The organism is Streptomyces mangrovisoli (assembly GCF_000974985.2).
In the GTDB taxonomy this organism is placed as follows: Bacteria; Actinomycetota; Actinomycetes; order Streptomycetales; family Streptomycetaceae; genus Streptomyces; species Streptomyces mangrovisoli.
The window spans coordinates 86715-108511 of the sequence record NZ_LAVA02000043.1 but is presented as its reverse complement, the minus strand read 5'-3'; the positions used below and the strand labels follow the sequence as shown (position 1 = coordinate 108511).

The 21797-nt window shown below is 72.5% G+C and carries 13 protein-coding genes and 3 tRNA genes; 9 read left to right on the top strand and 7 right to left on the bottom strand.

What is annotated here, in order from left to right; all coding sequences use genetic code 11:
• Positions 1-180: 180 nt before the first annotated feature.
• On the bottom strand, positions 181-870 hold the full coding sequence (locus WN71_RS19720; RefSeq protein WP_046584597.1) for a SanA/YdcF family protein: 690 nt from the start codon (positions 868-870) through the stop codon (positions 181-183).
• 341 nt (positions 871-1211) lie between these two features.
• Here WN71_RS19720 and WN71_RS19715 point away from each other — a divergent pair, with 341 nt between their 5' ends.
• From WN71_RS19715 to WN71_RS19695, 5 genes are all read left to right on the top strand, one after another.
• Positions 1212-2018: a sirohydrochlorin chelatase gene (locus WN71_RS19715; RefSeq protein WP_046584616.1), complete on the top strand. Its 807-nt coding sequence runs from the start codon at positions 1212-1214 to the stop codon at positions 2016-2018.
• A gap of 373 nt (positions 2019-2391) precedes the next feature.
• Entirely contained in the window at positions 2392-3729 is a 1338-nt protein-coding gene (locus tag WN71_RS19710) for a deoxyguanosinetriphosphate triphosphohydrolase (protein ID WP_046584596.1), read from the top strand.
• A 233-nt stretch (positions 3730-3962) separates the two neighbouring features.
• The gene (locus WN71_RS19705; RefSeq protein WP_046584595.1) at positions 3963-5228 is read left to right on the top strand and encodes an NAD(P)/FAD-dependent oxidoreductase; all 1266 of its coding nucleotides are present in this window, start codon (positions 3963-3965) and stop codon (positions 5226-5228) included.
• 83 nt (positions 5229-5311) lie between these two features.
• Complete coding sequence (dnaG, locus tag WN71_RS19700) at positions 5312-7219, top strand: DNA primase (protein ID WP_046584594.1); 1908 nt, start codon at positions 5312-5314, stop codon at positions 7217-7219.
• A gap of 111 nt (positions 7220-7330) precedes the next feature.
• Positions 7331-8629 carry an RNA polymerase sigma factor gene (locus WN71_RS19695; protein WP_046584593.1) on the top strand — a complete coding sequence of 433 codons (1299 nt, stop codon included), beginning with the start codon at positions 7331-7333 and terminating at the stop codon, positions 8627-8629.
• 172 nt (positions 8630-8801) lie between these two features.
• Here WN71_RS19695 and WN71_RS19690 read toward each other — a convergent pair whose 3' ends face one another.
• The 4 genes from WN71_RS19690 to WN71_RS19675 all read right to left on the bottom strand — a co-directional run bounded on the left by WN71_RS19690 (position 8802) and on the right by WN71_RS19675 (position 14543).
• Complete coding sequence (locus WN71_RS19690) at positions 8802-10730, bottom strand: ABC transporter ATP-binding protein (protein ID WP_046584592.1); 1929 nt, start codon at positions 10728-10730, stop codon at positions 8802-8804.
• On the bottom strand, positions 10730-12463 hold the full coding sequence (locus WN71_RS19685) for an ABC transporter ATP-binding protein (protein WP_046584591.1): 1734 nt from the start codon (positions 12461-12463) through the stop codon (positions 10730-10732). Before WN71_RS19685 ends, WN71_RS19690 begins: the two co-directional genes overlap by 1 nt.
• A gap of 182 nt (positions 12464-12645) precedes the next feature.
• Positions 12646-14100: an FGGY family carbohydrate kinase gene (locus WN71_RS19680; RefSeq protein ID WP_079177963.1), complete on the bottom strand. Its 1455-nt coding sequence runs from the start codon at positions 14098-14100 to the stop codon at positions 12646-12648.
• Between the two features lie 137 nt (positions 14101-14237).
• Positions 14238-14543 (bottom strand): hypothetical protein, encoded by a 306-nt coding sequence (locus WN71_RS19675; protein ID WP_046584589.1) that lies wholly within the window; start codon positions 14541-14543, stop codon positions 14238-14240.
• Between the two features lie 158 nt (positions 14544-14701).
• On the opposite strand from WN71_RS19675, the gene WN71_RS19670 reads away from it, so the two are divergent.
• From WN71_RS19670 to WN71_RS19655, 4 genes are all read left to right on the top strand, one after another.
• Positions 14702-14774 (top strand) — tRNA-Asn (locus tag WN71_RS19670).
• Positions 14775-14779: 5 nt separating this feature from the next.
• Positions 14780-14852: transfer RNA gene (locus WN71_RS19665), tRNA-Asn, on the top strand.
• Between the two features lie 189 nt (positions 14853-15041).
• A tRNA-Ile gene (locus WN71_RS19660) sits at positions 15042-15115 on the top strand.
• Between the two features lie 496 nt (positions 15116-15611).
• On the top strand, positions 15612-16523 hold the full coding sequence (locus WN71_RS19655; protein ID WP_046584588.1) for an alpha/beta fold hydrolase: 912 nt from the start codon (positions 15612-15614) through the stop codon (positions 16521-16523).
• Here the strand turns inward: WN71_RS19655 and fxsT are convergent.
• Together fxsT and WN71_RS19645 are read right to left on the bottom strand one after the other, a co-directional pair.
• Positions 16493-20425, bottom strand: coding sequence for an FxSxx-COOH system tetratricopeptide repeat protein (gene fxsT, locus WN71_RS19650; RefSeq protein WP_046584587.1), 3933 nt, complete (start codon positions 20423-20425; stop codon positions 16493-16495). The genes WN71_RS19655 and fxsT overlap by 31 nt on opposite strands.
• Positions 20422-21762, bottom strand: coding sequence for a TIR-like protein FxsC (locus tag WN71_RS19645; protein WP_240529698.1), 1341 nt, complete (start codon positions 21760-21762; stop codon positions 20422-20424). The genes fxsT and WN71_RS19645 overlap by 4 nt, the downstream gene beginning before the upstream one ends.
• Positions 21763-21797 lie beyond the last annotated feature (35 nt).

Sequence of the window (21797 nt, the reverse complement as noted above, 5' to 3'; positions counted from 1 at the left end):
CGCGCAGTTCCCCGCGCCCCTTTCGGGGCGTGGTGCGGAGGGGGACTGCGGGGTGTGCGTGGGCCCTGGGGCCGGTCGTGCGGGTGCGTTGTGGCTGGTCGCGCAGTTCCTCGCGCCCCTTTCGGGGCGTGGTGCGGAGGGGGACTGCGGGGTGTGCGTGGGCCCTGGGGCCGGTCGCGGTCAGTGGTCCTGGGTCAGTGCCCGGGTCACGCCCGTCTCCTTGTGGCCGAGGAAGCGCGGGTCCGGCTGGAACACCGCGTCCAGGAGCGCCTTGCCCGCCGCGAAGACCTCGCGGGTGCCGCCGTAGTACCAGGTGGCGTCGTGCTTGTCGTCCACGCCGACGCCGTACGACTCGACGCCCGCCGCCCGGCACAGCGCGACCGCGCGCCGGATGTGGAAGCCCTGGCTGACGAGGATCGCCCGGTCGACGCCGAAGATGCGCTTGGCCCGTACGCAGGAGTCCCAGGTGTCGAAGCCCGCGTAGTCGCGCACGACGCGGTCGCCGGGGACGCCGTGCCGGGTCAGATAGGCGCGCATCGCGTCCGGCTCGTCGTAGTCCTTGCGGCTGTTGTCGCCTGTGACGAGGAGGACCTTCACCTTGCCCGCGCGGTACAGGGCCGCCGCCGCGTCCAGCCGGTGGGCGAGGTACGGCGACGGGCGGCCGTCGTCCAGGCCCGCGCCGAACACCACGGCCACGCCCGCGCGCGGCGCGTCGGCCGTGGTGCGCAGCCCGCCGGCCGTTCCGACGTACAGCCAGGTGATCGGCAGCAGGGCGAGGACGCACACCGCCATCACGGCCTGCACCAGCCGCCGCCACCCCGTGCGGGTGCGCGGCAGCCGCGGCCTGCGGATGCGGATGCGGATGTCCATGCGGTGGTCCCCCCGAGGGTCGGCCCGTCGTCCCAGCCAGGAGGACGCAGCGTACGACCCGGAGGTTCGCCTTCCGCGCGCCGGTCGGCCTTTCCCACCGGCCACCGTGGTCGCACGGGGACCCGTGGACGCGTCTCACACCCGCGGCGCGCGGGCGGTGATGCCGCGGAAAACACCCGTCACGGTCACGCAACGGGCGCGCAATCTCGGGCCGCGAGGATCCCCTCATGACGGCGTCGAACCCTTTCCGCGACCAGCCCGCCGCACGCCCCGTGGGTCCGTCGCCGGGCGGTGCCCCACCCGACGGCACCGCGCCGATCCTCGACAGCACCGCGCACCTCATGGACAGCATCAGCTCCCAGCTCGCGAGCCAGCTCAGCCTCGTGTCGCTGAGCGGCAGGCGGCGGCCCGGACCGCCGCCGCTGGTCCTCGTGGCGCACGGCAGCCGCGACCCGCGCGCGCTGCGCACCGTGCGGGCGCTGCTGCGGCTGGTCGGCGAGACGCGCCCCGGGGTGCCGGTGCACCTCGGGCACATCGAGCTGAACGAGCCGCTGCTGCCGGACACGCTGGCCGCCCTCGACGCGCGCGGCACCGCGTCGGCGGTGCTCGTGCCGCTGCTGTTCGGCCACGGCTTCCACATCAAGCGGGACATCCCCGAGGCGGCCGCGGGCGCCCGGCTGCGCACCGCCGTCGCGGCGCCGCTCGGGCCGCATCCGCTGCTCGTCGAGGCGTTGTACGACCGGCTCGTCGAGGCGGGCTGGCCCGCGGGGATGCCGGAGTCCGAGCGGCGCGCGAGCGGGGTGGTCCTGGCGGCGGCCGGGTCCCGCGACCCCGACTCGGCGGCGGGCACCCGGCGCACGGCCCAGCTCCTCGCCGACCGGCTCGGCGTGCCGGTGATCCCCGCGTACGCGTCGGCGGTGACGCCCACGGTCCGTACGGCAGCCCGCGCCCTGGCCGCCCGCGGCCGGCACCGGGTGGCGGTCGCCTCCTGCTTCACGGCCCCGGGCCGCTTCGCCGCCGAGTCCGCGGCGTCGGCACCCTGGATCGCGTCGGCCCCCCTGGGCGCCCACCCCGCGATGGCCCGCCTGGTCCTGCACCGCTACGACCAGGCACTGGCAACGGCAGCCACCCACCGGGCCTCGGCCTGAACCCCGCCCCGCTCGGCGTGTCCCAGGGGCTGCTCGATGCGCCGGGCGGCCTGCTCGGCGTGACCCTGTTCGGCGTGCCCGGCGGGCTGCCCTGACCCCCGGGCTGCCCTGACCCGCGGGCTGCCCTGACCCGCCGGCAGCCCTGACCCCCGGGCTGCCCAGACCCGCCGGCAGCCCTGACCCGCGGACTGCCCTGACCCGCCGGCAGCCCTGACCCCCGGGCTGCCCTGACCCGCCGGCAGCCCTGACCGCGGCCCGCTCGGCCTGCCCCGCGGCCCCACCGGTCACGCCCTCCCCCGAAAAACCCCTGCCCGCAGACGAATCGGCGCATCGGGGGCGCCCGATTGTCAGTCGGTGCCTTTACTGTCGAGGCATGGAAGGCCCCGCACCCGTCGTTCCGTCCGCTCTCGAGAACCACGTTCCGCCGCTCGGCTACGACCCCGCCTCGGTCGAGCGCTGGGCGCACGAGCCCGACAAACGCCCCGGGCGGACCGCCTTCCAGCGTGACCGCGCACGCGTGCTGCACAGCGCGGCGCTGCGCCGGCTGGCCGGCAAGACGCAGGTCGTGACGCCGGGCACGCGCAGCCTGGCATGGGACGCGAGCCCCCGCACCCGCCTCACCCACTCCCTGGAGTGCGCCCAGGTCGGCCGGGAGCTCGGGGCCGCCCTCGGTTGCGACCCCGACCTGGTCGAGGCCGCCTGCCTCTCCCACGACCTCGGCCACCCGCCCTTCGGGCACAACGGCGAGCGCGCGCTGGACGAGTTCGCGCAGGACTGCGGCGGCTTCGAGGGCAACGCGCAGTCCCTGCGGCTGCTCACCCGCATCGAGCCCAAGCGCTTCACCGAGGAGGGCTCCGTCGGCCTGAACCTCACCCGCGCCGTCCTGGACGCGGCGACCAAGTACCCCTGGCCGCGCGGCGCCCACCCGAGCGACCCGGACTCCCACAAGTTCGGCGTGTACGAGGACGACCGCCCCGTCTTCGACTGGCTGCGCAAGGACGCCCCCGACGGCCGCACCTGCTTCGAGGCCCAGGTCATGGACTGGGCCGACGACGTCGCGTACTCGGTGCACGACGTGGAGGACGGCCTGCACGCGGGCCACATCGACCCCGACTGCCTGCACGCCGAGCCCGAGCGCCAGGCCGTCTTCGTCGTGGCGATCGGGCGTTACGTTCCCGCGGACACCGACCCCGCCGAGCTGGCCGAGGCCCTCGACCGCCTCCAGGACCAGGAGTGGTGGCCGCACGGCTACGACGGCACCGCGGTCGCGCAGGCCCGCCTCAAGGACGCCACCAGCCAGCTGATCGGCCGGTTCTGCCTCGCCGCGGAGACCGCGACCCGCGCGGCCTTCGGCGACCGTCCGGGCGCCGACGGGGCGTCCGGCACCGGCCGCCTCACCCGCTACGGCGCCGAACTGGTCGTACCGCGGCGGGCCCGGATGGAGTGCGCGGTCCTCAAGGCCGTCGCCGACCGGTACGTCATGCAGCGCGCCGAGCAGGCGCGGCTCCGCGCCGACCAGCGGATCGTGGTCGCCGAGCTGGCCGAGGCGCTCACCGCGCGCGCCCCCGACGGCCTCGATCCGCAGTTCCGGGCGCTGTTCGACCAGGCCGCCGACGACCGGGCCCGCAAGCGGGTGATCGTCGATCAGATCGCCTCCCTGACGGACGCGTCGGCGCGTTCGCTGCACGCGCGTCTGACCGGGCGCCCATGAGCCGCACACGGGAACCGGACAGGCATAGGCCGGGCGTTCATGCCCCGGGCACTCACGGCCCCGGTGGGTCGTTGCAGAGGCAGCAGATCGCCCGGGAGACGGGAGGGACGCCGGTGAACGGCACACGAACCCGAAGGTGACCCTCCGTGGCCTGATCGGGTCACTCCCTCTTCCCGCATCACCCTGCGTGCGGGACGCTCCCATGTGGCGGCACCCTGACGAGGAGGCAACAAGTGGTCGACGCGGATCAGACATTCGTCATCGTCGGAGGCGGACTGGCCGGTGCGAAGGCGGCCGAGGCGCTCCGGGCGGAGGGCTTCACCGGCCGCGTGATACTGATCTGCGACGAACGCGACCACCCCTACGAGCGCCCGCCGCTGTCCAAGGGCTTCCTGCTGGGCAAGGCGGAGCGCGACAGCGTCTTCGTCCACGAACCCGCCTGGTACGCGCGCAACGACGTCGAGCTGCACCTCGGCCAGAGCGTCGTCGCCATCGACCGCGCGGCCAAGGCCGTGCGGTTCGGCAACGACGGCACCCTCGTGCACTACGACAAGCTGCTGCTGGCCACCGGCGCCGAGCCGCGCCGCCTGGACATCCCCGGCACCGGCCTCGCGGGCGTGCACCATCTGCGCCGCCTCGCCCACGCCGAGCGGCTCAAGGGCACGCTCGCCGCGCTCGGCCGGGACAACGGGCACATCGTGATCGCGGGCGCCGGCTGGATCGGCCTGGAGGTCGCCGCGGCCGCCCGGGAGTACGGCGCGGAGGTCACCGTCGTGGAGCCCGAGCCGACCCCGCTGCACGGCGTCCTCGGCCCGGAGCTCGGCAACGTCTTCGCCGAGCTGCACGCCGAGCACGGCGTCCGCTTCCACTTCGGCGCCCGGCTCACCGAGATCACCGGCCGGGACGGCATGGTGCTGGCCGCCCGCACCGACGACGGCGAGGAGCACCCGGCGCACGTCGTGCTGGCCGCGATCGGCGCCGCCCCCCGCGCGGGTCTCGCCGAGGCCGCGGGCCTGGAGATCGCCGACCGCGCGCACGGCGGCGGCATCGCCGTCGACGAGCGGCTGCGCACCTCCGACCCCGACATCTTCGCCGCGGGGGACGTCGCCGCGTTCCCGCACCCCCTGTTCGGCACCCGGCTGCGCGTGGAGCACTGGGCCAACGCGCTCAACGGCGGCCCGGCCGCAGCCCGCGCCATGCTCGGCAGGGACGTCACCTACGACCGCGTGCCGTACTTCTTCTCCGACCAGTACGACCTGGGCATGGAGTACAGCGGCTGGGCGCCCCCGGGCTCGTACGACCAGGTGGTGATCCGCGGTGACGCGGGCAAGCGGGAGTTCATCGCGTTCTGGGTGAAGGAGGGCCGGGTGCTGGCCGGGATGAACGTGAACGTGTGGGACGTCACGGAGCCGATCCAGCGGCTGATCCGTTCGGCGGCCCCGGTGGACACCGACGCCCTGGCCGACCCGCACGTGCCGCTCGACGGCCTGGGGGTCTGACGGCCCGGGGGTCCGGAGGCCCCCGGAACCCCGGAGGGGACCGGCGCCGCGGGGATGTCGGTCCACCCCCGTAGAATTCACGCGTGGCAGGACGGATCAACGACGAGGACGTGAAGGCGGTACGGGACGCGGTCCCGATCGACGCCGTCGTCTCGGAGTACCTCCAGCTGCGCAACGCGGGCGGCGGCAACCTCAAGGGCCTGTGCCCCTTCCACGACGAGAAGTCGCCGTCCTTCCAGGTCAGCCCCAGCAAGGGACTCTTCCACTGCTTCGGCTGCCAGGAGGGCGGCGACACCATCACGTTCGTGATGAAGGTCGACCACCTGTCCTTCTCCGAGGCCGTCGAGCGCCTCGCCGCCCAGGCCGGCATCACCCTGCGCTACGAGGAGGGCGGCTACAACCCCTCCCACCAGCGCGGCGAACGCATCCGCCTGGTCGAGGCCCACAAGATCGCCGCGGACTGGTACGCGGAACAGCTCGCGAGCAGCGCCGAGGCCGACACCGGCCGGATCTTCCTCGCGGAGCGCGGCTTCGACCAGGCCGCCGCCCTGCGCTTCGGCGTCGGCTACAGCCCGCAGGGCTGGGACCACCTCACCCGCTTCCTGCGCGGCAAGGGCTTCAGCGACAAGGAACTGCTGCTGTCCGGGCTCGCCCAGGAGGGCCGCCGCGGCCCCATCGACCGCTTCCGCGGCCGCCTGATGTGGCCGATCCGCGACATCGGCGGCGAGGTCGTCGGCTTCGGCGCCCGCAAGCTGTACGAGGCGGACAACGGCCCGAAGTACCTCAACACGCCCGACACGGCGATCTACAAGAAGTCCCAGGTGCTGTACGGCATCGACCTCGCGAAGAAGGACATCGCCAAGGTCAGCCGGGCCGTCGTCGTCGAGGGCTACACCGACGTCATGGCCTGCCATCTGGCCGGCGTCACCACCGCCATCGCCACCTGCGGTACGGCCTTCGGCGGGGACCACATCAAGATCCTGCGCCGACTGCTGATGGACAACGGCAGCGCCCGGGTGATCTTCACCTTCGACGGCGACGCGGCCGGCCAGAAGGCCGCCCTGCGGGCCTTCGAGGACGACCAGAAGTTCGCCGCGGAGACCTACATCGCGATCGCCCCCGACGGCATGGACCCCTGCGAACTGCGGCTCGCCAAGGGCGACGACGCGGTCAGCGACCTCGTCGAACCCCGCACCCCGCTCTTCGAGTTCGCGCTGCGCCAGATCGTCGGCCGCTACGACCTCGACACCCCGGCCGGCCGGGCCGGCGCCCTCGACGAGGCCGCGCCCGTCGTCGCCCGCATCAAGAACAGCGGAGCGCAGCACGAGGTCGCCGTCCAGCTCGCCGGGATGCTGGGCATCCTCGACACCCAGTTCGTCGTGAAGCGCGTCGCGCAGCTCGCCCGCTGGGCCCGTGAGCGCGGCGGCGCCCCCGGCCAGGGCGGCCCCTCCCGCGGCCCCCGGCAGGCGTACGAGCAGGCCCCCCGCCCGACCGCCGGCGGCCCCGCGCTCCAGCTGCGCAACCCCGTCCACGCCACCGAGCGCGAGCTGCTCAAGCTGGCCCTCCAGCGCCCCGAACTGGTCTCCCCGGCCTTCGACGCGTACGGCGTCGACGAGTTCACCGCCGCGCCCTACGCCGCCGTACGCCAGGCCATCCAGGAGGCGGGCGGCGCCGAGCCGGGCACGCAGGACGCGCAGGAGTACCTGGTGCGGGTGCGGGACGCGGCCCCGGACGACCGGGTGCGCGCGATGGTCACGGAGCTGGCCGTCGAGGCGATCCTGCGCAAGACGGTCGACGAGGTCTACGCGGGCGAGCAGCTCGTCGCGGTGCGCCGCCGGGCCGTGGAGCGCCGGGTGCGGGAGATCCAGTCGACGCTCACCCGGCTCGGCAGCCACGGCGACCCGGCCGAACTGGCCGCCGTACAGAACGAGCTGTGGGTTCTCCAGCAGTACGACCAGGCGCTGCGGGCGCACGGAGCCGCGGCCCTCTGAGGCCTGTCTCCGGGGTGGCCTGCGCGGTCAGCGCGCCGTCACGGACCGGATGCAAAAAGTCACCGCACGCCCCTCGTTTCGGCGATGTGTCGTACCCCACACTGGGGGGCGGTGCCTGAGTCCTCGGAGCGCGGCCGATCCGTCCCCCACGGGTCCCACACCCCCGCGGTTCCGCTCATCGCGTACGGGACGGACAGCGGCGTGGCCGCCGACTCCGCTCCCGAACCACCGCTGCCGCCCTCCCTGGCAGCGATCATCCTGGAGGTCGCCCCCGTGCAGACCCAGACCCTCGCCCAGACCGACATCGGCACGACCGACCTCGGCGCGACCGACCGCGCCGCGGCGGACGGGCCCGAAGCGGAGACCGAGGTCCTCGCGGGCGTGCCGCCGCAGAACCGCGCCGCCCAGCACCCCGAGGCGGAGCCGGAGGAGCCGCCCGCCGAGGCCCTGGAGACGGCCGAGGAGCCGGAACCCGCCCCGAGCCGTCCGGACACCGGCGCCCCGTCCTCGGACCTGTTCCGCCAGTACCTGCGGGAGATCGGCCGGATCCCGCTGCTCACCGCGGCCGAGGAGGTCGAGCTCGCCCGCCGGGTGGAGGCCGGCCTGTTCGCCGAGGAGAAGCTCGGCTCCACGCCCGACCTCGACAGCGAGCTCGCCCTCGACCTCGACCGGCTGGTCGTGCAGGGCCGGATGGCCAAGCGCCGCCTGATCGAGGCGAACCTGCGGCTGGTCGTCTCCGTCGCCAAGCGCTACGTCGGCCGCGGCCTGACCATGCTCGACCTGGTGCAGGAGGGCAACCTCGGCCTGATCCGGGCCGTCGAGAAGTTCGACTACGCCCGCGGCTACAAGTTCTCCACGTACGCCACCTGGTGGATCCGGCAGGCCATGTCCCGGGCCCTCGCCGACCAGGCGCGCACCATTCGCGTCCCGGTGCATGTCGTCGAGCTGATCAACCGGGTCGTGCGGGTGCAGCGCCGGATGCTCCAGGAGCGCGGCTACGAGCCCACCCCGGAAGAGGTCGCGGCCCATCTCGAACTCGCGCCCGAGCGGGTCGGCGAGGTGTTACGCCTCGCCCAGGAACCGGTGTCGCTGCACGCTCCGGTCGGCGAGGAGGACGATGTCGCGCTCGGCGACCTCATCGAGGACGGCGACGCGGCCTCTCCCGTGGAGTCGGCGGCGTTCCTGCTGCTGCGGGAGCATCTGGAGGCGGTGCTCTCGACGCTCGGGGAGCGGGAGCGGAAGGTCGTGCAGCTGCGGTACGGGCTCGCGGACGGGCGGCCGCGGACGCTGGAGGAGATCGGGCGGATCTTCGGGGTCACGCGGGAGCGGATCCGGCAGATCGAGTCGAAGACGCTGAACAAGCTGCGGGACCACGCCTTTGCGGACCAGCTGCGGGGCTATCTGGACTGAGCCGGGGTGGGGTGCTGCGGGCAGGGGCTTTCTCGCCCCCGCCGCCCCTTCCCGTCCCGTCCCGTCCTCGGGGGCGCCGCCCCCGGACCCCCGCTCCTCAAACGCCGGAGGGGCTGGAGATCGCGCGGGCGAGCGAAGCCGCTCACCCGCCCGCGCGAGCTCGGCGCACCGCTCAGTCCACCTCCGCCACCGCCTGCGCGAACTGGGCCTTGTACAGGCGGGCGTAGGCGCCGTCGGCGGCGAGCAGGTCGGTGTGCGCGCCCTGTTCGACGATCGAGCCGTTCTCCATGACGAGGATCGTGTCCGCGTCCCGGATGGTGGAGAGCCGGTGCGCGATCACGAACGACGTCCGCCCGTGCGCCAGCTTCGCCATCGCCTTCTGGATCAGCACCTCGGTGCGGGTGTCGACGGAGCTGGTGGCCTCGTCGAGCACGAGTATCACCGGGTCGGACAGGAACGCCCGCGCGATCGTGATCAGCTGCTTCTCGCCCGCGCTGACCCCGGTGCCCTCGTCGTCGATCACCGTGTCGTAGCCGTCGGGCAGCGTGCGGACGAACCGGTCGACGTGCGCGGCGCGCGCCGCCTCCTCGATCTCCCCGCGGGTGACGTCCCGCGAGGCGCCGTACGCGATGTTCTCGGCGATCGTGCCGCCGAACAGCCAGGTGTCCTGGAGCACCATGCCGATCCCGGCGCGCAGCTCGTCCCGGGACATCGCGGAGATGTCCACGCCGTCCAGGGTGATCCGGCCGCCGGAGACGTCGTAGAACCGCATGAGCAGGTTGACCAGCGTGGTCTTGCCCGCGCCGGTCGGGCCGACGATCGCCACCGTGTGGCCCGGTTCGACCTTGAGCGAGAGGTCCTCGATGAGCGGCTTCTCGGGGTCGTAGCGGAACGACACGTGCTCCAGCGCGACCCGTCCGCGCAGCTCCGCGGGGCGCTCGCCCGGCACCGGGTCGGCCTGCTGCTCCTCGGCGTCCAGCAGCTCGAAGACCCGCTCCGCCGAGGCGACGCCCGACTGCACGAGGTTCGCCATCGACGCGACCTGCGTCAGCGGCATCGAGAACTGGCGCGAGTACTGGATGAACGCCTGCACGTCACCGATCGACAGCGCGCCCGACGCCACCCTGAGGCCGCCGACGACCGCGATGAGGACGTAGTTCAGGTTGGACACGAACATCATCAGCGGCTGCATGACACCGCTGTTGAACTGCGCCTTGAACCCGGCCTCGTACAGCGCGTCGTTCTGCTCGGCGAACAGCTTCGCCGACTCGTCCTGGCGGCCGAACACCTTCACCAGCGTGTGGCCGGTGTACATCTCCTCGATGTGCGCGTTCAGCTTGCCGGTGGTGCGCCACTGCTGCACGAAGTGCGGCTGGGACCGTTTGCCGATGCGGGTCGCGACGAGGAACGACAAGGGCACGGTCACCAGCGCCACGAGCGCCAGCAGCCACGACACCCAGAACATCATGATCAGTACGCCGACGATGGTCAGCAGCGAGTTGATCAGCTGGCCCATCGACTGCTGGAGGGTCTGCCCGATGTTGTCGATGTCGTTGGTGGCCCGGCTGAGCACCTCACCGCGCTGGCGCTTGTCGAAGTACGACAGCGGCAGCCGCGACAGCTTCGCCTGCACGTCCTCCCGCAGCCGGTACATCGTCCGGTTGACGGTCCGGTTGACCAGCCGCGTCGCGACGGCCATCAGCAGGCCGGCGCCGAGGAACGTGCCGAGCGCGAGCAGCAGCACATGCCCGACGGCCGTGAAGTCGATGCCCTGGCCGGGGGTGAAGTCGGTGGACTTCAGCATGTCCGCGATCGAGCCCTGGCCGTGCTCGTGCATGGACTGAAGGACCTGCTCCTTGCTGGTCCCGGCCGGCATCTGGCGGCCGATGATCCCGGAGAACACCAGGTCGGTGGCCTTGCCGAGGATCTTCGGGCCGATCACGTTGAGACCGACGCTGACCACCACGCACAGCAGCAGCGCGGCGATCGTGAGGCGTTCGGGCCTGAAGTGCGACAGGAGCCGGGTGCCGGACTTCTTGAAGTCCATCGACCGGCTGTTGGGGCCCTGTCCGGCCATCATGCGCCCCATGGGCCCGGCCATCAGGCTGCCTCCGCTTCCGTGAGCTGGGAGAGGACGATCTCCCGGTAGGTCTCGTTGCCCGCCATCAGTTCGTGGTGGCGGCCGGTGCCGACGACGCGGCCCTCGTCGAGGACCACGATCCGGTCGGCGTCGCGGATGGTCGCCACGCGCTGCGCGACGATGACCACGGTCGCCTCGGCGGTCTCCGCCGCGAGCGCCGCGCGCAGCGCCGCGTCGGTCGCGTAGTCGAGCGCGGAGAAGGAGTCGTCGAAGAGGTAGATCTCCGGGCGCTGCACCAGGGTGCGGGCGATCGCGAGCCGCTGGCGCTGGCCGCCGGAGACGTTGGTGCCGCCCTGCGCGATCGGCGCGTTGAGGCCGCCCTCCAGCTCGGAGACGAACCCCTTGGCCTGCGCCACCTCCAGCGCGTGCCAGAGCTCCTCGTCGGTCGCGTCCGGATTGCCGTAGCGCAGGTTGGTGGCGACGGTGCCGGCGAACAGGTACGGCTTCTGCGGCACCAGGCCGACCGTGCGGGCCAGCAGCCGGGGCTCGACGGTCGCGACCTCGACGCCGTCGACGAGCACCTCGCCGTCGGTCGCGTCGAACAGCCGGGGCACGAGCCCCAGCAGGGTGGACTTGCCGCTGCCGGTCGAGCCGATCACGGCGGTGATCTCGCCGGGGCGGGCCACCAGGTCCACGGCCTTGAGCACCGGCTCCTCGGCGCCCGGGTAGCGGAAGCCCGCGCCCCGCAGCTCCAGGTGGCCGTGGCGGCGCAGCTCGGTGACCGGCGCGAGCGGCGGGACCACGCTGGAGGAGGTGTCGAGCACCTCCTGGATGCGCTCGGCGCACACCTCCGCGCGCGGCACCATCATGAACATGAAGGTGGCCATCATCACGGACATGACGATCTGCATCAGGTAGGAGAGGAACGCCGTCAGGTCGCCGATCTGCATCTGACCGCTGTCGATGCGGTGCGCGCCGAACCAGACCACCGCGATCGACGACACGTTCACCGTGGTCATGACCACCGGGAACATCAGGGCGAGCAGCCGGCCGGTCTTCAGGGACATCTCCGTGAGGTCGGCGTTCGACTTCCCGAAGCGGTCCTTCTCGTAGGAGTCCCGGACGAAGGCGCGGATCACGCGGTTGCCGGTGATCTGCTCGCGCAGCACCCGGTTCACCGTGTCCAGCCGTACCTGCATGGACCGGAACAGCGGGCGCAGCCGCCGCACGATCAGCGTCACGCAGATGCCGAGCGTCGGCACGACCGCGACCAGCACGCCCGACAGCGGCACGTCCAGGCCGAGCGCCAGCACGATGCCGCCGACGCACATGATCGGCGCGGACGCCATCAGCGTGAACGTCATCAGGGCCAGCATCTGGACCTGCTGGACGTCGTTGGTCGTCCTGGTGATCAGCGAGGGTGCGCCGAAGTGCCCCACCTCGCGCGCCGAGAACGACTGCACCCGGTCGAAGACGGCGGCGCGGACGTCGCGGCCGAGCGCGGAGGCCGTGCGGGCGCCGTAGTACACGGCGCCCATGTTGCACACGACCTGGGCCATCGAGATCCCGATCATCAGGGCGCCGAAGCTCAGGATGTAACCGGTGTCACCCTTCACCACGCCGTTGTCGATGATGTGCGCGTTGAGGGTGGGCAGATAGAGGGTGGCGCAGGTCTGGAGGAACTGGAGGGCCACCAGCACGGCGATGTGTTTCTTGTACGGCCTGAGATAGGTCCGCATAAGTCGTATGAGCACGCTACGTCTCTCGCGGTCGGCGGGGGAGGGGCGGAACGGTTGCCCCTGGCCCCTATCGTCCGACACTCCACCCGCGTTACCTCAACCCATTAAGCCGAGAGCTGCGGGATTTTAAGGCGACGGCCGTGCGGATCCCGGCCGTGCGGGGGCGACCGCCCCGCACGAACTGTCCGACAAGTCGCTCATGACATGAAAGCGCCGGGGTGGGTCTGCTCCCGTACCGACACGTACTGCTGCCGCACCGCCTGGCCCACCGGCAGCTGGTCGCCCGGGTCCAGGATCTGGGCGGCCGCGCCCTGCCAGGCCGGCGGGGTGCGCGGGTCGAGGGTGCCCTGGGAGGCGCCGAGCGCCCAGGCGGCCTGCCGGGCGGCGCCGAGCGCGGCGTAGTCCGCGGGCTGCGGCACCACGATCTGCGCGCCGAACAGCGCGGGCGCCGCCGCCTGTACGGCGGGCAGCTCGGCCACCGCGCCCAGCAGGAACACCCGCCGTACGTCGACGCCCCGGCCGCGCAGCACGTCCAGCGCGTCCGCTAGGGCGCACAGCATCCCCTCGAACGCGGCCCGCGCCAGGTGCTCCGGCTTCATCGACTCGCGGCGCAGGCCCGCCAGGGTGCCCGCGGTGTGCGGCAGGTTGGGGGTCCGCTCGCCCTCCAGATAGGGCAGCAGCACCAGGCCGTGCGCCCCCGGGGTCGACTTCATCGCCAGCTCCGAGAGGCTCTCCAGATCGGGCAGCCCGAGCAGTTCGGCGGTGCCGCGCAGCGCGCGCACGGCGTTCAGGGTGGTGACGACGGGCAGATGCAGGCCGGTCGCGTCGGCCAGCGACGTGATCATCCCGGTGCTGTCGGTCAGTGCCTCCGGGTGCACCGCCATCACGGAACCGGACGCGCCGAGCGAGACGACCGCGTCGCCGAGCCCGATCCCGAGCCCGAACGCGGCGGCCATCGTCTCCCCGGTGCCGGCCGAGATCAGCAGGCCCTCCGGGGTGGTCCCGGCGGCCTCGGCGGGCCCGATCACATCGGGCAGCGCGGCCTGGTGACCGAGCGCCAGCTCGACCAGGTCGGGCCGGTAGGCGCCGGTCGCGGCGGACCAGTAGCCGGTGCCGGAGGCGCCGCCCCGGTCGGTGGTCCGGCGCATCGGCCGCCCGAGCAGCTGCCACACCAGCCAGTCGTGGGCCTGCAGCAGCATGGCGGTGCGACGCGCGTTGTCCGGCTCGTTCTTGGCGAGCCAGCGCAGCTTGGTCACCGGCTGCGCGGCCTGCGGGACGCTGCCCACGGCCTGCGCCCAGGCGGCCCGGCCGCCCACCGCGTCGATGAGATCGGCCGCCGCGACCTGCGCCCGCTTGTCGCCGCCGGTCATCGCCGGGCGCACGGTGGAGCCCTGGCCGTCCAGCGGGACGAGCGCGTTCTGCTGCGCGGAGACGCCGATGGCCTGCACGCCCTCCAGCAGCCCGCCGCCCGCGGCCTCGCCCAGGGACAGCAGCCAGACCTGCGGGTCGACGTCCGAGGGACGGCCCGCGCCTTCGGGGCCCTCCACCGGATGTGGCGCATAACCCTGCCTGAGCACGGTCCCCGTGTCCGTGTCACAGACGACGATGCGAGTGAAATCGGGCGAACTGTCCAACCCGGCGACTATCCCCATGCTCGAAATTCTGCCGTACTGCTGCGCCTGCTTCGGCCGTTGGGGACAGGCGGGAAGGCGGCGACGCGAGGGGCGGGCCGTCAGAGGCCCGCCCCGGGGTTCAGATGAAGTGCGTCACACCTGCCGGCGGCGCCGTTTCAGGTGTTGCTCGTGCCCCAGTCGTCCTCGACGGCGCCGTTCGGGTGACGGTCGCGCAGGGAGCGGACGCGCTGGGTCACCGATTCGGGGACGTGGTCCTGAACCTTCACGCTCACCACGTGGTACGCCCGCCCCGCGATGTGGCGCCCTTGATGGGCGGCCGTCTCCGCGGTGTTGCGGACCGCGGGGTTCTGCGCGACCTGGCGGGCCGACTTCTTCAGCTGCTCGTAGCGCTCTCGTCCAGCCCGCGTGCCGAGCACGTAACCGAGGACGAGTCCGGCGACGAACGTGAGCCGGTAACGCATGGCGGCCACCCTTCCCTTGCGTAGGTCTCTGGTGCGGCGTCCGTGCCGAGGAGTACCGATTGGCGGAGCACCCCCCTGCTTGCGCTAATGTATGTGTCGCAGCGAGCGCGCGCCCCCTGGCGAATACCCAGGTGAGTGCGTTCGATGCAACGAGACTTTCCTCCGTAGCTCAATTGGCAGAGCAGCCGGCTGTTAACCGGCAGGTTACTGGTTCGAGTCCAGTCGGGGGAGCTCGGTCCTCCGTAGCTCAATTGGCAGAGCAGCCGGCTGTTAACCGGCAGGTTACTGGTTCGAGTCCAGTCGGGGGAGCATGGTGAACGAGGACCCCACGGGGTCCTTTTTCATGTCCTCGTTCGTGTCCCCGGGCAACCGCGCGCACGCGTGCGCGGTCTCCATGGTCACGAAGGGCGTGCGAAGTCGACCATCCGAGGCAGGAGATCGTATGAGCGGCTATGCTGCGGCAGACGGCGCGCACACATGTACGCGACACGCCGCTATGGGGCGGTAGCTCAGCCGGTTAGAGCAGCGGACTCATAATCCGTCGGCCGTGGGTTCGAGTCCCACCCGCCCCACCTTCTCCCTCCCGTGCAGAAACGATGCGGCCCGTCGGCCGCGCCGCGGCGGGCCCAGCACGAGCCGCAGGCCGGGAGATTCGTGCGCACGATGTGCGCGGACGGGTTCCGGCGCGAGGCTTGGCGGCCCGGCGGATGGGCATGATCCCCGTACCGCCGGTCCGAGGCCGAGGAGCGCGTCATGAATGGCACGAACCGACAGATCCGCGTCCGCCCCGTCCGGCGCCCCGCCGCCCCCCGGGACCTGACCATCGACCGCAGGACCCCGTCGGGGCGCGTGCTGCCCTACTGAGGCCGTACCCAACCCCTCGCTCAGCTGTGCCCGCGCTCCTGCCGAGGCCGGACCCAGCCCCTCGTCCCAGCTGTGGACCGCACTCCCACCGAGGCCGGATCCGGCCCCTCGTCTCACCTGTGACCTGCGCTTTCGTTTCACGCGTGCTGGGTGCGGGCACAGTTCCGGGATAGCGCGGGCTCGGTCCGGGAGGGGGACGCGACGGTGCCTGACCTGGTGCGGACGGCGGACGGGCGGAAGTTACGGGTCGAGGTCGCCGGGGATCCGCGCGGCCACCCCGTGTTCCTGCTGCACGGCATGCCGGGGAGCAGAGTCGGCCCCCGCCCCCGCTCGATGTTCCTCTTCCAGCGGGGCACCCGCCTGATCAGCTACGACCGTCCCGGCTACGGCGGGTCCGACCGCAACGCCGGGCGCAGCGTGGTGGACGTGGTGCAGGACGTCGCCCTGCTCGCCGACGCACTCGGACTCGAGCGCTTCGCGGTGGCCGGCCGCTCCGGCGGCGCGCCGCACGCCCTGGCCTGCGCGGCCCGGCTGCCCGACCGGGTGACCCGTGTCGCCGCGCTGGTCGGTCTCGCGCCGATGGACGCGGAGGGGCTCGACTGGTTCGAGGGCATGGCGCCCTCGAACGTCAACGCCTTCCGCACCGCGCACACCGACCGGGACCGGTTCGTCGACCGGCTGATCCAGCGCTCCAGCGCCATCAGCCGCGACCCGACGCGGCTGCTCGCCGAGTTGCGCAGCGATCTCACGGTCGACGACCGGATGATCGTCTCGGATCTGACCGTCCGTTCGATGCTGCTGCACAACTACCGCGAGGCGTTGAGCAACTCGCCGTACGGCTGGGTCGACGACGTCCTCGCCATGACCGGGCCCTGGGGGTTCGACCCGGCCGAGATCCGGGTGCCGGTGCTGCTGTGGCACGGCGAGCGGGACACCTTCTCCCCGGTCTCGCACGCCGTCTGGCTCGCCGACCGGATCCCCGGCGCCACGACCCGGATGGACCCGACCGCCTCCCACTTCGCGGCCCTGCGGGCCCTGCCGAACGTCCTCGACTGGCTGGTCTCCGGCGCCTCGCCGCGCGGCGCTCACACCGCGAGGGGCTCCAGGTCCCGGTAGATACGGCGGTTCTGGGCCGCGAGCCGGGTGATGCCGTTGTCGGCCCCGAGCAGCCGGTGCAGCTCCAGCAGGGCGTCGTCGTGCATCCGCCGCGCCTCTCCCTCCCGGTCCAGCGCCCGCAGCGTGAGCGAGAGGTTGGTGGCCACCGCCAGCGTCTCCGGGTGATGGACGCCCAGAATCCGGCGCAGCGCGGTCAGGGCGTGGGTCTCGCGTGCCTCCGCCTCGTCGTGGCGGCCCATGTCGTACAGGACGTTGGCGTAGTTGACGCTCGCGAACAGGGTGTGCGGATGGTCCGCGCCGAGCACCTCCGCCATTCGCTCCAGGACCTTGACGAACGTCTCTTCCGCGGCGTCGAGCTCGCCGCAGCCCCAGTGGAAGATGCCGAGGTTGTTCAGTGCGGTCTGGGTGTACGGATGGGCCTCGCCCGGCACCTGCATGTACTCGCCCAGCACCTCGAGCGCGGTGTCGCGGGCGGCCTCCCGCTCGTCCGCCGCGAACAGGTCCGCCGCTAGGTTCAGATCGCACGCCAGCGAGTCGGGGGTGGGCTTCGCGTACTGGGCCCGGTACTCGGCGCGTGTCGACGTGGTGAGCCGGCGTGCGTCCTCGAACTGCCCGTTGCGGCGCAGCGAGACGGCCAGCGACTTCGCGCACCGCAGCGTGCCGGGGAAGTTCTTGCGCATGACCCGCTTGTGGGCGTCGTAGGCCTCCGAGAGCTGGGCCACCGACTCCGCGTACCGCCCGACCTCCCTGAGGTCCCGGCCCAGCCGCTCGGCCGAGGCGAGCGTGTAGGGATGGTCCTCGCCCAGGATCTCCCGGCGCCGTTCGAGGGTGTCCTGGTCGATGTCGCGGGCCTCGCCGTAGCGGCCCACCATCCGCAGTGCCAGGGCGCGGTTGTTGGCGGCGCTGAGCGTGCGCGGATGCGACTCGTGGAACATCTGGCTGAAGGCCTCGTGGGCCTCCCGCGCGAGCTCCACCGCCTCCCCGTACTTGCCGAGCGCCGCCAGGTCGGCCGACAGCTGGGACATGGTCACGTAGGTGTGCGGGTGCTGGGCGCCGAGCACCCGGGCCTGACGCTCCAGCAGGTCCCGGTCGACCTCGCTGGCCTCGACGTACCGCCCCTGCGAGCGCTGCACGTTGGCGAGCTGGCCGCGCAGGTACAGGTACTGCACGTCGTCCTCGCCGAGCATCGGGCGCCAGTCGTCGAGCAGTTCCTCGGCGAGCTTCTGCGCGCCGGGGAAGTTGCCCCGCTTCCAGAGGTAGCGGACCCGGTCGATGAGCAGCCGCCGGGTCTCGGACTCGGTGCAGTTGCGGGCGTCGGAGGCGGTCAGATGGCGCCAGATGATGTCGAAGCGCGGCCAGGTCTCCGGGTCGTCGATCGGCTCGTCCCCGTCCGGCCGCAGACCGACCAGCACCGTGTGCACGACATGCCGGGTCTGCCGCTGCTCCTCCTCCGTCAGCTGCGAGCGCACCACCGCCTGCACCAGGCGGTGCACCTGGATGCCGCTCTCGTCCACCTTGGCGAGGGCGAACCGGCCGATCTCCCGTATCACCAGGCCCAGCAGCAGGCTCTCCTGGAGGGCGCGGTCGTACGGCTTGAGGGCCTCGATCATCCCCCTGCTGTACAGCAGGTCGCGGGAGATCGGCTCGGGCGCGAGGAAGGCGCACAGCTGCAGCAGCCGCGCCGCCGCGGGGGAGCGTCTGCGCAACTGCGCGATGGACACGTTCCAGGTCGCGGCCACCGTCTTCGGGTAGTCGACGGGCTGGTTGAGGTCCAGGACGTTGGCCGTCTGCTCGTCGAGCTGACGCAGGTACTCCTGGACGGGGGTGGCCGTCTCCGCCAGCCAGGCCGCCGCCTGTTCGACGGCCAGCGGCAGGTCTCCCAGCGCCTCGGCCACCTGGACGGCCTCGTCGGTGGTCAGCCCCTTGGCCCGGCGGGTCAGGTGCTCGACGCTCTCCTCCCGCTGGAAGACCTCGACGCGCTGCGCGGTCTTCTGCTGCGCCCACGCCTGGTTGCGCGAGGTGACGAGGACGTGCCCGCCGCCGCGCACCGGCAGGAAGGGCAGCAGGTCGGCCGGGTCGTCGGCGTTGTCGAAGACCAGCAGCCAGTGCCCGGTGGGCTCGCCCCGGGAGAGCCGTCGTACGGCCTCCTGTCCGGCGAGCACCATGTCCTCCTCGTCGCCGTCGGTGGCGCCGATCTGCACGGCGAGTTCGGCGAGCGAGGCGACCACGCTGTCGCTGTGCTCGGCCGAGGTCCACCACACCAGGTCGTAGTCGGCCTGGAAACGGTGCACGTACTCCAAGGCCACCTGGGTCTTGCCCACTCCGCCGAGCCCGAACAACGCCTGCGGCCGCACCTCCGTGCCGTTGGCCTCGCCGAGGTGGTCGCGGATCCGGTTGAGGATCAGGTTCCGGCCGGTGAAGGTGGTGTTGCGCAGCGGCACGTTCGACGTCTTGGGCCTGATGCCGGGGAAGCGCGGGGCGTTCGGCCGGCTGTCCGGCGGCAGCGCGGACAGGTCGAGCGCGCGCAGCAGCACGGTGACGCACTGGTGTTCGTTCAGCCGGTGCAGATCGACCGGGTTGTGGTCCATGTACGAGTCGGGCAGCCGGACGTCGTCGATGCGCAGCGGACTGCACGTGCCGCGCGACGCCATCGGGCCCGTCTCGGTCAGGGCGCGCCAGACGGCGTCGGCGTGCCGCGACTTCTGGAACGCGTTCGACAGCAGTACGGCCGTCCGCACCGGGCCGTCCGCGCGCAGCGGCGGGCCCAGGGACACGTCGTGCAGGATGACCTGGCAGCCGTTCTGCTTGAGCAGCGACTCGATCCAGTCGGCCCACATCCGGTTCTCCGCCGCGTACACCAGCTGGACGTCGGTGGTGCCGGCCTGGGGGCGCCGCCTGAGGTACGCGTCGCGGCAGCGCAGCCGCTGCGGCTCGGGCACGGGCGGCAGCGACCTGACCGTGCCGTCGGAGATCACCGCCGTGAGCCGCTCGAAGGAGGACAGCAGCGAGTTGGCGAGGCCGCTCTCGTCCCCGACGGTGGCGAGGGTCTCCTCGTAGGCGTAGTACGGCCGGTAGGGGATCTCGACATTGCCCCAGTACGCGGCGAGTTCCTCCGGCCCGAGGGGCTCGCCGTCGGGTCCCTTGGGCAGCCCGTCGAAGCGCAGCCGGGCGAGCGCGCGGCCCGCGTCGACCTTCTCCTTCTCGCCCTCGTCGATGCGCATCGGCACCGGCAGCACCCTGATCCGGCGCAGATGGCTCTCGGCGACGCTGTGCGCGACGGCGGCCGCGCCGTCGAGCGCCTGGTCGCTGAGGGTGAAGCAGTCCACCAGGACGTCCGGCATCTCCAGCGTGCAGATGTCGGCGTTCCCGGACAGCCCGGTCCGGGAGTCGATGAGGACGTAGTCGTACGTCTCCTTCATATGGGCGCGCAGGGCCCGCAGGAAGAGGCCGCCGCCGAGCCGGTCGTAGAAGTTGTCCCAGTCGAACGACGCCACATGCCCGGAGAACGCGTGGTCCTGGCGGCCCGCGGACAGGAAGTCGAGGGCACCCCCCTCGGGGAAGGCGAGGTCGAAGCGTTCGGGGCGGATCGACACCGCGTGCGGTTCGACGTGGGCGTAGGCCTCGTACCAGTCGTCGGCGCGGCCGGGGACCTCCTCGGTGGCCGCGCCGGCGTACTCCTGGATGATGTTGATGACCCCGTAGGTGGCCGCGAGCGCGTTGGGTTCGAGGAACGGATGGAAGAAGCGGTCGAGCCCGGGGGCCTCCAGGTCCCAGTCGACCGCCAGCACCCGTTTGCCGTTGGCGGCCAGGATCCACGCGGTGTTGGCCAGGGCCATCGTCCGTCCGGTACCGCCCTTGTACGAGTAGAAGGTGATGATGCGTCCGTCCTGCGCGGCCGTCATGCTTCTCCTCCGAGGTCGGGTCCGCCGTCCGGGCCGGGCGGTCGGGTGGGGCCCGTGAGCCGGGGCCGGGGCAGCGCGGGCCCCGGCGGCGGATGGGCCGTGGCGTGCTTGAGATACAGCCGGGTCGAGTGGGCCACGACGGCCGGCAGCACGTCGGTGAAGGCCTTCAGGTTCGGTACGCCGCTGACCGCCGTGCGGGTGTTGGTGTGCCGGCCGTGGTCGAGGATGAGCGGGATGGTCCGCTCCAGTTCGGCGGAGAGCCGCCGGCCCTCCGCGCCCTGGCACTGCGCGTCGGCCCGGTTCCACGGGACGACGGCGTTCACCCAGGGCCGGGCGGCCGCGTCGAACGCCTTCAGCCGGCGGCGCCGGTCCTCGTCCGACAGCACCCACCGGTCGACGAGCAGGATGCCGGGCCGGCCGGCGCCCTTGTCGGGGGCGGCGTCGGGGGTGGTGTCGGGCGGGAAGGGCGGGTTCTCGCCGGTCTCCTCGTCGTCGAGGGACGAGACGGTGATCCGGTAGTCCAGGGAGCGGATCAGCTCCTCGGTGAGGGCGGCCAGCGGGCGGGTCGACTCGCCGTGGTACGGGTTCCAGTCGCGGGCGTCCTCGCCGTAGGGCCGGGCGTCGCGTTCCTCGGGAAGGCTGTCGCGGGTGGGCGCGGCCACCGTCACATGGATGTGGCGCGGGCCGACCCCGCGGGGCCGGAACGCGCTCGGGGTGCCCTCGTAGTCGCGCGGCCGGCCGGTCGGCAGCGACGACTCGTGGGCCACCCGCACGATCCGCTCGGCCAGCCGCAGCACCGTCTCCTCGTACTCGTCGCGCAGCCGGTTGAGCTTGATCAGCCCGTAGATGCCGTTGGCCGCGTAACGGTCGCCGTAGGTGGCGTGGTCGAGGTGGATGTGGCGTACGGAGTCCGGCAGCTGGGCGTAGTCGACGCGCGTCCACAGCGCGGGCACGATGGCGGAGACGTCATGGGTGCCGGCGGCCTTCGCGCGGAGCATCCGCTCGGTGAACGCGTACCACTCGCGTCCGCACATCTCGCTGCTGAAGTACCGCGGGGACAGCAGCGGCACGAACACCCGGCAGGTGGCCAGGTTCTCGCTGAGCCGCTGCGGCCATCCCTCGCCCGAGCGCATCTCCCGGTCCATGAAGCCGGGCAGGGAGCCGGCGGGCATGTCGGTGAGCGCCATGATGTGGGTGCACAGGTCGCGGAAGAGGACGTGCACCCAGTGGTCGGGATCGCCTCCGGCCGGCCCCCAGGGCGGTGTGTGGGCGTAGCTGAGGAAGAAATACGGCTGGTCGTCAGCGGGCCGTCCCCAGTCCCGTTCGGGTATGTGCACACGCCCCCCTGCCCGCTGATGGGTCCCCTCGCCGG